This window comes from Mycobacteroides franklinii (genome assembly GCF_001853795.1).
Lineage (GTDB): Bacteria > Actinomycetota > Actinomycetes > Mycobacteriales > Mycobacteriaceae > Mycobacterium > Mycobacterium franklinii.
Genome location: NZ_MLIK01000004.1, coordinates 50,606 through 63,449, shown reverse-complemented (window position 1 = coordinate 63,449; position 12,844 = coordinate 50,606). Strand labels below are relative to the sequence as shown.

General features: G+C 65.4%; 13 protein-coding genes. 7 read left to right on the top strand and 6 right to left on the bottom strand.

The window, feature by feature from the left end; genetic code table 11:
• Positions 1 to 20 precede the first annotated feature (20 nt).
• Positions 21 to 1,109, top strand: a complete 1,089-nt coding sequence (locus BKG76_RS00810; protein WP_070935115.1) for a glycerate kinase family protein — start codon at positions 21 to 23, stop codon at positions 1,107 to 1,109.
• Between the two features lie 90 nt (positions 1,110 to 1,199).
• Positions 1,200 to 1,571 (top strand): HesB/IscA family protein, encoded by a 372-nt coding sequence (locus BKG76_RS00805; RefSeq protein WP_043080323.1) that lies wholly within the window; start codon positions 1,200 to 1,202, stop codon positions 1,569 to 1,571.
• A 14-nt stretch (positions 1,572 to 1,585) separates the two neighbouring features.
• Here the strand turns inward: BKG76_RS00805 and BKG76_RS00800 are convergent, their stop codons facing one another.
• Positions 1,586 to 2,128, bottom strand: a complete 543-nt coding sequence (locus BKG76_RS00800; RefSeq protein ID WP_070935113.1) for an Rv0361 family membrane protein — start codon at positions 2,126 to 2,128, stop codon at positions 1,586 to 1,588.
• A 151-nt stretch (positions 2,129 to 2,279) separates the two neighbouring features.
• Here BKG76_RS00800 and BKG76_RS00795 point away from each other — a divergent pair, with 151 nt between their 5' ends.
• Positions 2,280 to 3,251: a carbohydrate kinase family protein gene (locus BKG76_RS00795; RefSeq protein ID WP_070935111.1), complete on the top strand. Its 972-nt coding sequence runs from the start codon at positions 2,280 to 2,282 to the stop codon at positions 3,249 to 3,251.
• Here BKG76_RS00795 and asnB read toward each other — a convergent pair.
• Positions 3,248 to 5,176: an asparagine synthase (glutamine-hydrolyzing) gene (asnB, locus tag BKG76_RS00790; RefSeq protein ID WP_070935109.1), complete on the bottom strand. Its 1,929-nt coding sequence runs from the start codon at positions 5,174 to 5,176 to the stop codon at positions 3,248 to 3,250. The genes BKG76_RS00795 and asnB overlap by 4 nt on opposite strands.
• Before the next feature lie 159 nt (positions 5,177 to 5,335).
• Between asnB and ctaC the strand changes: the two genes are divergently transcribed.
• The 4 genes from ctaC (at position 5,336) to BKG76_RS00770 (ending at position 8,656) form a co-directional block, all read left to right on the top strand.
• On the top strand, positions 5,336 to 6,385 hold the full coding sequence (gene ctaC, locus BKG76_RS00785) for an aa3-type cytochrome oxidase subunit II (protein WP_070936758.1): 1,050 nt from the start codon (positions 5,336 to 5,338) through the stop codon (positions 6,383 to 6,385).
• 15 nt (positions 6,386 to 6,400) lie between these two features.
• Positions 6,401 to 6,820 carry a cytochrome c oxidase subunit 4 gene (locus BKG76_RS00780; RefSeq protein ID WP_070935107.1) on the top strand — a complete coding sequence of 140 codons (420 nt, stop codon included), beginning with the start codon at positions 6,401 to 6,403 and terminating at the stop codon, positions 6,818 to 6,820.
• A 238-nt stretch (positions 6,821 to 7,058) separates the two neighbouring features.
• Positions 7,059 to 7,934: a hypothetical protein gene (locus BKG76_RS24130; RefSeq protein ID WP_083337865.1), complete on the top strand. Its 876-nt coding sequence runs from the start codon at positions 7,059 to 7,061 to the stop codon at positions 7,932 to 7,934.
• Complete coding sequence (locus BKG76_RS00770) at positions 7,934 to 8,656, top strand: DUF2561 family protein (protein ID WP_070935105.1); 723 nt, start codon at positions 7,934 to 7,936, stop codon at positions 8,654 to 8,656. The genes BKG76_RS24130 and BKG76_RS00770 overlap by 1 nt, the downstream gene beginning before the upstream one ends.
• Here the strand turns inward: BKG76_RS00770 and BKG76_RS00765 are convergent.
• The 4 genes from BKG76_RS00765 to qcrC form a co-directional block, all read right to left on the bottom strand.
• Positions 8,653 to 9,090, bottom strand: coding sequence for a PPOX class F420-dependent oxidoreductase (locus tag BKG76_RS00765; protein ID WP_070935103.1), 438 nt, complete (start codon positions 9,088 to 9,090; stop codon positions 8,653 to 8,655). The genes BKG76_RS00770 and BKG76_RS00765 overlap by 4 nt on opposite strands.
• Before the next feature lie 70 nt (positions 9,091 to 9,160).
• On the bottom strand, positions 9,161 to 10,801 hold the full coding sequence (gene qcrB / locus BKG76_RS00760; protein WP_070935100.1) for a cytochrome bc1 complex cytochrome b subunit: 1,641 nt from the start codon (positions 10,799 to 10,801) through the stop codon (positions 9,161 to 9,163).
• Positions 10,798 to 11,967 carry a cytochrome bc1 complex Rieske iron-sulfur subunit gene (qcrA, locus tag BKG76_RS00755; protein ID WP_070935098.1) on the bottom strand — a complete coding sequence of 390 codons (1,170 nt, stop codon included), beginning with the start codon at positions 11,965 to 11,967 and terminating at the stop codon, positions 10,798 to 10,800. Before qcrA ends, qcrB begins: the two co-directional genes overlap by 4 nt.
• A gap of 2 nt (positions 11,968 to 11,969) precedes the next feature.
• Positions 11,970 to 12,842, bottom strand: a complete 873-nt coding sequence (qcrC, locus tag BKG76_RS00750; RefSeq protein ID WP_070935096.1) for a cytochrome bc1 complex diheme cytochrome c subunit — start codon at positions 12,840 to 12,842, stop codon at positions 11,970 to 11,972.
• Between the last annotated feature and the right edge of the window lie 2 nt (positions 12,843 to 12,844).

Sequence of the window (12,844 nt, the reverse complement as noted above, 5' to 3'; positions counted from 1 at the left end):
GCCCAGATTATCCTGCGCGAATGAGTCAGATTCTGGTGGCGCCCGACAGCTTCGGTGACACCCTCACCGCCACCGAGGCCGCGAGCGTCATCGCGGAAGGCTGGGGCAGGACTCGTCCCGGCGACACGGTCATCCTCAGCCCACAGTCCGACGGCGGACCCGGGTTCGTGGACGTGCTCGCTACACAGCTGACCTCGGCGCGCCGGCACGCGGTGCGGGTGCGCGGGCCCCTGGACGAGGATGTCGACGCCGAATGGCTGGCGGACGGAACGACCGCCTATGTCGAATGCGCGCAGGCCTGCGGGCTGCCGCTGCTGCGACAGTCGCCCTCGATCGACACCGCCTGGCGTGCGCACAGCACCGGGGTCGGGCAGCTGATCGCGGCCGCACTGGATGCCGGGGCGACGCGGATCGTCGTCGGCCTGGGCGGCAGCAGCTGCACCGACGGGGGCGCGGGGCTCGTCGAGGGCCTCGGAGGGATCGAGCGGGCGCAGCACCGGTTGGCCACAACAGAACTGGTGGTCGCCAGCGATGTCGAGCATCCGCTGCTCGGTGGCCGCGGTGCGGCCACGGTGTTCGGTGCGCAGAAGGGGGCGGACCCGGACACCGTCACACGCCTGGAGGCGCGGCTGACCGAGTGGGTCGCGGTGCTGGAGGCCGGAACCGGGCGCTGCGTGCGGGACGTCGCCGGAGCCGGGGCGGCAGGTGGCATCGGGGCAGCCCTGCTCGCGCTCGGTGGCCGCCGGGCGTCGGGAGCACGGATCGTCGCCGAGCACACCGGCCTCGATGCCGCGGTTGAGCGGGCCGACCTGGTGATCACCGGTGAAGGGAAGTTCGACGATCAGACGCTGCACGGCAAGGTCGCCGGGGCGGTAGCGGCCCGGGCCACGACATCGGGCATTCCGGTGCTGGTGTTGGCAGGGCAGGTGGCACTGGACCGCGCCGAATACGAACGGGCAGGTATCGCGCGCGCCGAATCGATTGCGCAGTTCGCGGGGTCCGTGCAGCGCGCCATGGACGATGCGGCCGGTCAACTGGCCGGGCTGGCGGCCCACGTCGCACAGGACTGGCCGCCTCGCCAGGGCCCGGATAGTCGGGCACAGATGTAGGAATAGCCGTACACGAGGTACCGTTGAGTTCAGAAGACGTGCCTGAAGTGGACGTCCGCCCGCGAGCTTCGACCCAGGGGAGATCCCACCATGACTGTCCAAGACGAATCGACCGCCACCAGTACCGATGAGGGCACGCATGGCGCCGTCTTGACCGATGCTGCTGCCGCCAAGGCCAAGGCGCTGCTGGATCAGGAAGGCCGCGACGATCTTTCGCTGCGCATCGCCGTCCAGCCGGGTGGCTGCGCGGGTCTGCGGTACCAGCTGTTCTTCGACGACCGGACCCTCGACGGCGACCTCGTCACCGAGTTCGACGGTGTGAAGCTCACGGTCGACCGCATGAGCGCCCCCTACATCCAGGGTGCTTCCATCGACTTCGTCGACACCATCGAGAAGCAGGGCTTCACGATCGACAACCCGAACGCCACCGGCTCCTGCGCCTGCGGCGACTCCTTCAACTGATCAGAACGCACTGATCAGTAAGCGTTGCCGCCGCGCATGTAGGCGGAGCACACGTAGATCTTGCCGTCGTTGAGCAGCAGCTCGGCCTGGCCCTGCGGGGCGTCCTTGCGCTTCTGGCTTGTCGCGGTGAACAGCACCTTGAGTTGGTACTGGGAGAAGTAGACGACCTTGTCTATCGACTTCACGGTGGCCGTTCCGAAGGTGGCGACGAACTGCTGGGCGTTGGCACGGACAATCGTGTCGTCGGTGTCCTTGTCGCGCACGGCGTCATACAGGCCGCAGCCGGCGTTGCGTGCCAGCGTCACGGTGTCGAGCTTGGCCATCGCATCCAGGTAGCCCTGAATGGTCTGCTCGATCTTCGCCTCACTGGGCCGTTGGGAGACACCCGAATTCTTGGTCAGGAATCCCAGGACAAGCGCCAGCACCAGCAGCGCTGCCACCACGGCGGCGGGTGCGACCCAGCCGGGTACCTTGCGCTTGCGTTCCGGGTAGTCCACCGGCGGCGGCATGGGCGGTAAACCAGGGTAGGGCACCGTCGAATAACCTGGTTCAGCCATTGATTCTCCTGAAAATCGTGTCCCCGATCTCACTCCCCAACTAACCAGGCTAGCAATCGGTGACAACTCTCCGAACAGTTACGTTAGGTAAGCTTTTGGGGTTGTCTCTCGACTTGCCCAACCCGCCCGAATCCAACGAAGGGTCTCCTGCGTGTCCATCATCGTCACCGGATCCATTGCGACCGACCACCTCATGAACTTCCCCGGCAAGTTCTCCGAACAGCTGCTGGTCGAGCACCTGCAGAAGGTCTCCCTCAGCTTCCTGGTGGACGACCTGGAGATTCGTCGCGGCGGTGTCGCAGGGAACATCGCCTTCGCCATCGGCGTGCTCGGTGGCAAGCCGGCGCTGGTCGGCGCGGTCGGCGCAGACTTCGCGGAATACCGGTCGTGGCTCGAGGGCCACGGCGTGAACTGCGACGCCGTGTTGATTTCCCAGACCGCGCACACCGCGCGTTTCGTGTGCACCACCGATCAGGACATGGCCCAGATCGCCTCGTTCTATCCGGGTGCGATGTCCGAAGCCCGCGACATCTCGCTAGCTGATGTTGTATCGCGCACCGGCACACCGGAATTGGTGATTGTCGGGGCCAACGATCCCGATGCCATGTTCCGGCACACCGAGGAATGCCGCAGCCTGGGGCTGCCGTTCGCGGCCGACCCGTCGCAGCAGCTGGCGCGTCTGTCCGGTGAGCAGGCCCGTGAACTCGTCGGTGGCGCCACCTACCTGTTCACCAACGACTACGAGTGGGATCTGCTGCTCTCCAAGACGGGCTGGACCGAGGCCGACGTGCGTGAGCGCGTCGAGCTGCGCATCACCACCCTCGGTGCCAACGGCGTCGAGATCGTGGAGAAGGACGGCACCTCCCTCAAGGTGGGTGTGGTCCCGGAGAAGGGTCAGGTCGATCCCACCGGTGTTGGCGACGCATGGCGCGCCGGATTCCTCAGCGCCCGTAGCGCCGGCCTGAACCTGGAACGTTCGGCACAGTTGGGGTCCCTCGTGGCCACGCTGGTGCTGGAGACCGTGGGCACTCAGGAATGGTCGTGGGAGCGCGACGAGGCATTGGCCCGCCTTGCGGACGCGTACGGCCCCGACGCTGCCGAAGAGATCGGTGCGGCTCTCTAGAGCTGCACCGGGTAGTGCGGCTCCTGAATCTGGGGCCGCACTGACTGCTCGACGAAGATCGCGTGCCACAGCATGAAGATCAGCACCGTCCACAGCCTGCGGCTGTGATCGCTGACCCCGGCGGCGTGCTCGGTGAGCATGCGGCCGACAGCGGGCACATCGATCAAGTGCCCGGCCTGTGTGGTCGCGAGCATCTCGCGCGCCCAGTCATGCAGTAGCCCATCGACGAACCAATGCCGGATGGGTACCGGGAAGCCGAGCTTGGTCCGGTGCAGAACATGCGCGGGCACAATCGGTTCCAGTGCCCGACGCAAGGCGTACTTGGTGGTCTCGCGGGTGATCTTCTCCTGATAGGGCAGCCGGGAGGCCACCTTGAACACCTCGGGGTCAAGGAACGGCACCCGCAGTTCCAGCGAGTTGGCCATAGTCATCTTGTCGGCCTTGACCAGGATGTCGCCGCGTAGCCACGTGAATAGATCCACGTACTGCATGCGCGCCACCGGATCCCATCCCGCGCACCGCTCGTAGAGGGCCGCCGTGACGTCCTGGTGGCCCCACTCCGGGCGGTAGTGGGGGAGCACCGCGCGCAGCTGCTCATCATCGAAGCTGCGTGCGTTGCCGTAGTAGCGCTGCTCCAGCGTCATCGACCCGCGATGCAGCAGACTCTTGCCACGCACTCCGTCCGGGATGGCGGCCGACAACCGCGCCGCGCCGCGCCGCAGTGCGCCGGGTAGGTAGTCGAAGGGCTTGAGTGACAACGGTTCCCGGTAGATTGTGTATCCGCCGAACAGCTCGTCGGCGCCCTCGCCGGAGAGCACCACCTTGACGTGTTTACGTGCTTCACGGGCGACGAAGTACAGCGGCACCAGCGACGGGTCCGCTACCGGATCGTCCAAGTACCAAACGATTTCGGGCAGCGCGGAGACGAATTCCTCCTGGCTGACCACCTTTACCACATGTCGGGCGCCGATCGCCTCGGCCGACTCGACCGCCACATCGATCTCGGAATAGCCTTGCCGCTCAAAGCCTGTCGTGAAGGTGATGAGCTTCGGATTGTGCCGGATCGCCAGCGCGGCGATGGCCGTCGAGTCGATACCGCCCGACAGGAACGATCCCACCGTGACATCGGCACGCATGTGCTTGGCCACCGAATCGGAGAGCACGTCGGTGATCTCGTCATACCGGGACCGGCGGGTAGCGCGGGTGAACGGTGTCACGTCGAACCTGGCGGGGAAGTACCGGGTGACGCGCGGCTCCTGGCCGGGGGTGATGCGGGCGTACGAACCGGATTCCAGGCGCCGGATCTCGGTGTGCAGGCTCTCGGGCTCCGGAACGTACTGCAGCGTCGTGTAGTGCTGCAGCGCCCGCAGGTCCAGCTCGGTTTCGATACCCAGCTGCTCGACCAGGTCCAGCAGACATTTCTTCTCACTGCCCAATGCGGTGCCGCCCGGGCCCGTCGCCATGAACAGCGGCTTGATGCCGAAAGGATCGCGAGCGCAGAACAACTCACGTTCGACGGTGTCCCAGATCGCGAAGGCGAACATGCCGCGCAGCCGATGCAGCGCGTCCGCGCCCCAGAAGTGGTACGCCGCGAGGATCGACTCGCCGTCGCCCTCGGTGGCGAAAACCGCGCCATGCTCAGACCGGAGCACGTCTCTGAGTTCCAGGTAGTTGTAGATCTCGCCGTTGAAGACCAACACGTAGCGGTCCGGTGTCTCCGCCGGACCCCAGCGCAGCGGCTGATGCGAATGCGCGATGTCGATGATCGAAAGCCGGTTGAAGCCGAAGAGCACGTTTCCCTCATGCCAAATGCCAGGCTCGTCGGGGCCGCGATGGCGCATATGCACCATCGCCGCATCCACCGCAGGGCTATGAGATTCGAGGGAAGACCCGGGCGGGCCCAGCCACGCCACCAGTCCACACACGGGGCCAAGTATGCAACATCGCGGGGCCCGTCTCAGGACCTAGGTCCCCATACCGGCCCCGTCGCAGCCCTGATGCGACGGCGTGGTCTACGCTGCGTAGTATTCGATTGCTGCCACTGGTCAGCGATGGATTCTGTACCGAAACAGGAGGCTAAAAACGTGACGTCACGGTCCGGCTCACGGTCGTCCCTGCTGGCCACTGTGGTGTTGTTGGGCGCGGCGAGCTTCCTGCTCAGCGGTTGCAGCGTCCAAGAAGTACTGCGGTTCGGCTGGCCCGAGGGCATCACCCCCGAAGCACACGACTACATGGCTCCCCTGTGGACCTGGGCAGTCGTCGCCTCGCTGGTTGTCGGCGTCATCGTGTGGGGCCTGACCTTCTGGACCGTCGCGTTCCACCGCCACAAGCCGGGCGACACCGAGTTCCCGCGCCAGTTCGGGTACAACCTGCCGCTGGAGCTGGTCCTGACAGTGGTGCCCTTCCTGATCATCGCGGTGCTCTTCTACTTCACCGTCGTGGTGCAGAACAAGGTCATGCACAAGGACCCCAACCCCGAGGTCGTCGTCGACGTCACCGCCTTCCAGTGGAACTGGAAGTTCGGCTACCAGAAGGTCGCGTTCAAGGATGGCAGCCTGAACTACGAGGGCGCCGATCCGGAGCGTAAGAAGGCGATGACCTCCAAGCCCGAGGGCAAGGATGCGCACGGCAATGAGCTTGTCGGCCCGGTCCGCGGCCTGAACCGCGAGGACCGTACCTACCTGAACTTCGACAAGATCGAGACCGTCGGAACCTCTTCGGAGATCCCGGTGTTGGTGTTGCCCAGCGGTAAGAGCGTCGAGTTCCAGCTCGCCTCGGCCGACGTCATCCACTCGTTCCGGGTGGTGCCGTTCCTTTTCACCCGTGACGTGATGCCCGAGCCCAAGGCCAACAACTCCGACAACGTCTTCCAGGTCAGCAAGATCCTGAAGGAAGGCGCATTCGTGGGGCGCTGCGTCGAGATGTGCGGCACCTACCACTCGATGATGGCCTTCGAGCTGCGGGTGGTCAGCCCCAACGACTTCAAGTTCTATCTGAAGGCCCGTCAGGACGGTAAGACCAACGCCGAGGCGCTGGCCTCGATCGGGCAGTCGCCCGTCTCGATCACCACCAGGCCGTTCGATGGCCGTCGCGGAGAGCTCGCGCCGGCAGACACCAACGCGGCCAAGAACTAGGCGAGGGAGCGCAGCATGCATATCGAAGCCCGACTCTTCGAGATCCTCACCGGATTCTTCGCCCTTGCGACGGTGCTGTACGCGGTACTGACCGCTCTGTACGCCAACGGCGGCGTGGAATGGGCGGGAACCACCGCCATGGTGATGACCACCGGCCTGTCGCTGATCATTTCCACGTTCTTCCGCTTTGTGGCCAGGCGCCTGGACACCCGGCCCGAAGACTACGAAGATGCCGAGATCGCTGACGGCGCCGGGGAGCTGGGCTTCTACAGCCCGCATAGCTGGTGGCCGCTCATGATCGCGCTGGCAGCCGCCACCACCGCTGTCGGCGTGGCGCTGTGGCTGCCCTGGTTGCTTGCCGCCGGTGCGGTCTTTGTTCTCAGCGCGGTCGCCGGCTTGGTCTTCGAATACCACATCGGCCCGGAGAAGCACTAGCTCACCGCGCGTTTTGTGTCGTCATCTCAGGGTGTACCCGTACTTTGCGGCGGGACTCCCGTGACTGGTGTGACGTCGCCGTGCGCACTCTCACGTTTTCGATAACAATCCGGTGGTCAGTTTGGTTTTTCCGGCCGTCGGGATTCGTCGCTCCGGATTGCTTTGGCTATCGTTGCCATGGCCCCTCAGGCAGGTGGCCCGCCGGGGAGCGGGAAGTGACGAAAAGGAACTTGTGTAGATGAGTGGGACGGACAACCCAGGGTCGGGGACTCCCGGGGAAGTTCCGGATCTGGACGGCCCGAACCTGGACAAAGGGGACGCTGCGGCCCCCGAGGCGGACTCTGCCGCCTTTCACTCACAGGCGTACTCGGCACCCGAATCCGAGCAATTCACCAGCCCCTACGTGCCGTATGACGAGTACGAGACCCAACTGGTCGATGGTGAAGAGCCGCCGCCGCCGCGGTGGCCGTGGGTCGTCGGCGTGGCCGCGATCATCGCCGCGATCACCCTGGTGGCTTCCGTCGCGCTGTTGGTAGCCGGGCGTTCGGACGAGACGACCGGTGCTGCCAAGAGCACCTCGGTCACGCCGACACCGACCACGACGCCGTGGAACGAGATCATCACCACCACGACACCGCCGCCACCACCACCGCCCCCGCCGCCGACCACCGAGCCACCGCCCCCGCCGCCTCCTCCGGTGATCACCGAGACCGTGACGGTGGAACCTCCGGTTCCGGTGCCCCCGCCTCCGCCGCCGGTGACGACGCATGAGGCGCCGCCCCCGGTGACGACGACCACGACACCGCCGCCTCCGCCACCACCGACCACGACGACACCGGCCGGACCGCGGCAGATCACGTACTCGGTGACCGGCTCCAAGGCTCCGCTTGATCGCATCTCGATCACGTGGACCGACGGATCCGGACGCACCCGGGTGAACCCGAACGTGTACATCCCGTGGTCGATAACCGTCACTCCCATCTCGAACTCGGAGATCGGCTCGGTGTCGGCGAGCAGCTTCCTGCGTCTGAGCCAGCTCAATTGCACGATCACCACCAGCGATGGTCAGGTTCTGTCCTCCAACAACAACAATTCGGCGCAGGCAACCTGCTGATGCCGGCAGGTCGATTGGTCAAACCCCTGGAGGCAATCGCGGGTCCGCTGCGGCGGTCATCGCCGGAGTCCGTCGATCGGATGCTGATCGGGTTGTGTGCGGTCATCTGGTTGGCGTTCGTCGGGATGCTGGTCGGTGCCATCGTCGTACTCTCCGGGATGGGGGACAGCTCGACGGGCTCCTCCGGTACTTCTCTGGGGATCTACATCGTCATCGGGGTATCGCTGGCCGTCATCGTCGGCGCGGTGCCGCTGCTGCTACGCGCCCGCAAAACCGCTGCCCAGCGCGCCACGCGCGGCGCGTCAAAGGCTGCGCCCAAATCCAAGAGTGCCAACACTTCCCGTGAAGCGGGAACGCTGCCGGGCCCGCCCGCGGCGGAGGCATCGACCGAGAAGCTCAAGACCTTCGGCGGTCTCGCGGATCATGTGAGTCACGTGCCGACGGACTACAACGGCCCCGGATCTGCGGCATATCGGGCCGCCGCCGAGGCCGCCGTGAAGTCGGCGGTAGTCGATCGCCTGTGGCTACGGGCCGCGGTGGGGATCGCCGGTGCTATCGGTCTGGCGCTGCTGGCGGTGGTGACGGGCACCTATCTGCTGGCGGTGGACAGCGATACCGCCGCCATCGTTGCGTTTGCGTTCGCCGGGGTGATCACCTGCGCGATGGGGGCGATCCCATGGCTGACGCTCAAGAAGCTGCGTGAGCTCGCAGCCTCCTCTTAATCTGCGATACCGGCGCGCGCAAGCACTGTGGTGATCTTCGCCCGGACAAGTGACTCCTCCGGAACCGCGTTGCGTCGACCGAACTGCTCGGCCTGATCGGCGCCCATATAGCGGCCGCCGATCCTCGTCGCCCACTCGAGCATCTCGTCGTGATCGCTCGTCAGCCGCGCCTCGGCAGTGAATTGGACGTAGGAGAACGGTGGGCGCTGATCGTCGACCGCCAGCGAGATGCGGGGATCTCGCCGAATCGCCTTACCCTTCAACGTGTCCGTGCCGGTCGTGAAGATCAGCTCGTCACCGTCTGGGCCTTCGTGCAGCACGAACCAGACCGGCGTCACGATGGGTGCGCCGTTGGCCCGTACCAGGCCCAGCATGCCGGTCCGGGTGCCTGCGGAGGCGAAGGCCCACCATTCCTCACGGCTCATCTCACGCATATTGCCACCCTAAAACAGTTGCGCCCCGCATGCTTTCGCATGCGGGGCGCAACTGCAGGGCTGGACTGTCTCAGTGACCGTGACCGTTCGTCACGGGCTCGCCGTCCTGGTACTCCTTCAGGGCGAGCAGCGACTTGTGGTGCGCCTCGTGTTCGGCCTCGGCGAGCGCCTGCTGCTCGTCGGCAGGGTCGGCGAACAGGAACGAACCGGTGCCGGGTGCGCCGGCGGATCCGAGCTTGTTCATGCGCTGAGGCACTGCCGCGCCCTGGTATTCCAGTGGGATGGCGTGGCCGTGTTCATCGACACCGGCCAGTGGCTGGTGGATTTCGATGTACTCGCCGTGCGGCAGCCGCTTGATGATGCCGGTCTCGATGCCGTGCTCGAGGACCGCGCGGTCGCTGCGCTGCAAGCCGATCGCCCAGCGGTAGGCGATGTAGTACACGACGGCGGGCAGGATGACCATGCCGATGCGGCCGATCCATGTCGTCGCGTTCAGCGAGATGTGGAACTTCAGCGCGATGATGTCGTTCATGCACATCAGCGTGAACAGCATGTAGAGCGAGATCGCCGCCGAGCCGATGGCCGTCCTGACCGGAGCGTCACGCGGACGCTGCAGCAGGTTGTGGTGGGCATCGTCACCGGTGAGCTTCTTCTCGATGAACGGGTACATGACAAGCAAACCGAACACCACACCCATGCCGACGGCGACCCACACCGCCTGGGGGATGGTGTGACCGAACGGATAGATCTCCCAGGCGGGGATGATGCGCAGCAGGCCGTCGGTCCACATCATGTAGAAGTCCGGCTGGCTACCCGCGGAGATCTGTGAGGGCTTGTACGGGCCCAGCACCCAGATCGGGTTGATCTGCAGCAGACCACTCATCAGCGCCAGGATGGCGGTGGTGAAGGCGAAGAACGATCCACCCTTGAGGGCGAACACGGGGAGGATGCGCACACCCACCACGTTCTTCTCGGTGGCACCGGGGCCGGGGAACTGAGTGTGCTTCTGGTACCAGACCAGGGCCAGGTGAATACCGATAAGTGCCAGGATGATCGCCGGGATCAGCAGGATATGCATGGCATACAGGCGGGGGATCAGGATGTTTCCGGGGAAATCGCCACCGAACAGGGCCCAGTGCATCCAGGTGCCGATGATCGGAAGACCCATGGTGATACCCGAAAGTGCCGCGCGGATACCGGTGCCCGAGAGCAGATCGTCGGGCAGGGAGTATCCGAAGAACCCTTCGAACATCGCCAGGATGAACAGCAAGGCGCCGATGACCCAGTTGGCCTCGCGGGGACGCCGGAACGCACCCGTGAAGAAGATGCGGGCCATGTGCACCATGATCGACGCCGCAAACATCAAGGCGGCCCAGTGGTGGATCTGTCGCACGAACAGTCCGCCACGCACCTCGAAGCTGATGTTCAGGGTGGTCTCGTAGGCCTTGGACATCTGCACGCCGCGCAGCGGCTGGTAGATGCCGTTGTAGGTGACCTCGGACATCGACGGGTCGAAGAACAGGGTCAGGTACACACCCGAGAGCAGCAGAACGATGAAGCTGTACAACGCGATCTCACCGAGCATGAACGACCAGTGCGTCGGGAAGACCTTGTTGATCTGCCGCTTCATCCCGGCGGCTAGGTGATACCGGGAATCCATCGCCTCGGCTTGTTTGGCTGCGCGCGAGGGCTTTTGGGCTGTGTCGCTCATGATTTGCGCTCCCAGAATGCGGGTCCGACGGGTTCAACGAAGTCGCCGTTGGCGACGAGGTATCCGTCCTTGTCGACGGTGAGGGGCAGCTGTGCCAACGCGCGAGCGGCAGGCCCGAAGATGGGCTTGGCGAAGTGCAGCGCGTCGAACTGCGACTGGTGGCACGGGCACAGGATGCGGTACGTCTGCTGCTCGAAAAGCGATGTGGGGCAACCCAGGTGCGAGCAGATCTTGGTGAAGGCGAAGAGATCTCCGTAGTTGAAGTTCTCCTGGCCCTTGCGCTTGACCACCTTGGGCATGTCGGTGGGACGTACCCGGATCAGCATCACAGGGTTGCGGATGCCCATCTGGATGTGCGACAGCTTCTCGTGCGATTCGACGGTGGTGCCGTCGCCGTCGGACTCGCGCCACGGGAACACGGTCTCCATACCGCCGGCGTCGATGTCTTCGGGGCGGATCTTGAGCAGCAAATTGGAGCTGCTGCCAACAGCGCGACCCAGGTAGACGGTCTCGCCGTGGTAGCGCGGAGTCCAGCCGCTGGTGAGCAGCACCGGCTGCTTGCCGTTGGCGGTGGGAACCACCCTGGCCCACGGGTTCTTGATCATGCCGCCGATGAACGCGACGGCGGTACCCGCACCCATGGCGCCGACACCGAAGCCGAGGGCCCGGACGATCATCTTGCGACGCGGCAGCGTCGAGGTGTCCAGGGTGTCCTGCAGCTGCGCGACGATGGTCTTGCGATCCACCTCGGCCGATCCGGGGCCGTCGTGACGGTCCTGGATCGAGATCTCCTGCGGGATGAACTTCTTGGTGTAGAGCACGGCGCCTATACCCAGCGACAGCACGGACAGGCCAAGAGTCAGGCCGTAGAGCGGGGTCGCCAGGTTGTAGAGCGCGTTACCCGGGTCGCCGAACGGCTTGTACTCCCACGGCCAGAACAGGAACACCCCGAGCAGTGCCAGGCCGAACACGCCGCCGAGGGCGAACCACAGCGCGATCAGACGCTCGGCACGCTTCTCGGCCTTGGTGCCTTCGACGGGCCAGCGCGGCTCGCGGTACACAATCTCGACACCGTCGAGGTTGGTGCCGAGCTTGACCAGCTCGTCCCGGCTCATTGCCGCGAGCTGCTCGTCGCTCGGAATCTCTGGCTTGTCAGCGTCACTCACGCTCACGCGCGTGCTCCAATCCACAATGCCGCGGCGATGGCGGCGACGATGCCGATGATCCACATGGCCATGCCCTCAGAGGTCGGCCCGAAGCCACCCAGCCCGTAACCGCCGGGATCCGGGGTCTCCGACGAGGCGCGGACATACGCGATGATGTCCTTCTTCTCGTCGAGGGTGAGCTGACGATCCGAGAACTTGGGCATGTTCTGCGGTCCGGTCAACATCGCGGTGTAGATCTGCTGCTCGGTGGCGGGGTCCAGCTCGGGGGCGAACTTGCCCGACGAGAGGGCGCCGCCGCGGCCGGTGAAGTTGTGGCATGACGCGCAGTTGAGGCGAAACAGGTCGCCACCGCGGGCGATGTTGTTGCCGCGCAACGACTCCTGAGCCACCGCGCCATCACGGTCGCGGATGACCTGGGGGCCACCGCCGTTGGCCTGGATGTACGCACCGAGGGCGTCGGTCTGCTCTTCGTCGAAGATCGGGTCCTTGCGCTGGGCCTGAGCCTCGTTGCGCATGGCCGGCATCCGGCCGGTCGAGACCTGGAAGTAGACGGCCGCCTCGCCCACGCCGATCAGGCTGGGTCCGCGGTCAGGCACACCTTGCAGGTTGGCGCCGTGGCAGGTGATGCACGAGGTCTCGTACAGCTGCTTGCCGGTGCGCAGCAGGGCCGACTTGTCCTCGTCGGCCACCGCGACCTGCGGGGTTGGCGTGAAGGTAGAGGCCAAACCGCCCGCAACCACCAGTGCGATCAGCAGTAGCAAACCTGCTGAGACGCGACGGCGGAACTTGCGGCGCGCGCGATTCTTGGCGGCTGTGTCCTTTGCGGGCTCCACGCTCACCTGTTGTGCTCCCTTCACCGGGCTGGGCTTCGTCATCG

Excerpts from the sequence above, each read along its gene's own strand:
- BKG76_RS00810 (WP_070935115.1), top strand. The coding sequence starts at position 21 with ATGAGTCAGATTCTGGTGGCGCCCGACAGCTTCGGTGACACCCTCACC.
- BKG76_RS00805 (WP_043080323.1), top strand. The coding sequence starts at position 1,200 with ATGACTGTCCAAGACGAATCGACCGCCACCAGTACCGATGAGGGCACG.
- BKG76_RS00800 (WP_070935113.1), bottom strand. The coding sequence starts at position 2,128 with ATGGCTGAACCAGGTTATTCGACGGTGCCCTACCCTGGTTTACCGCCC.
- BKG76_RS00780 (WP_070935107.1), top strand. The coding sequence starts at position 6,401 with ATGCATATCGAAGCCCGACTCTTCGAGATCCTCACCGGATTCTTCGCC.
- BKG76_RS24130 (WP_083337865.1), top strand. The coding sequence starts at position 7,059 with ATGAGTGGGACGGACAACCCAGGGTCGGGGACTCCCGGGGAAGTTCCG.
- BKG76_RS00770 (WP_070935105.1), top strand. The coding sequence starts at position 7,934 with ATGCCGGCAGGTCGATTGGTCAAACCCCTGGAGGCAATCGCGGGTCCG.
- BKG76_RS00765 (WP_070935103.1), bottom strand. The coding sequence starts at position 9,090 with ATGCGTGAGATGAGCCGTGAGGAATGGTGGGCCTTCGCCTCCGCAGGC.
- qcrB (WP_070935100.1), bottom strand. The coding sequence starts at position 10,801 with ATGAGCGACACAGCCCAAAAGCCCTCGCGCGCAGCCAAACAAGCCGAG.
- qcrC (WP_070935096.1), bottom strand. The coding sequence starts at position 12,842 with ATGACGAAGCCCAGCCCGGTGAAGGGAGCACAACAGGTGAGCGTGGAG.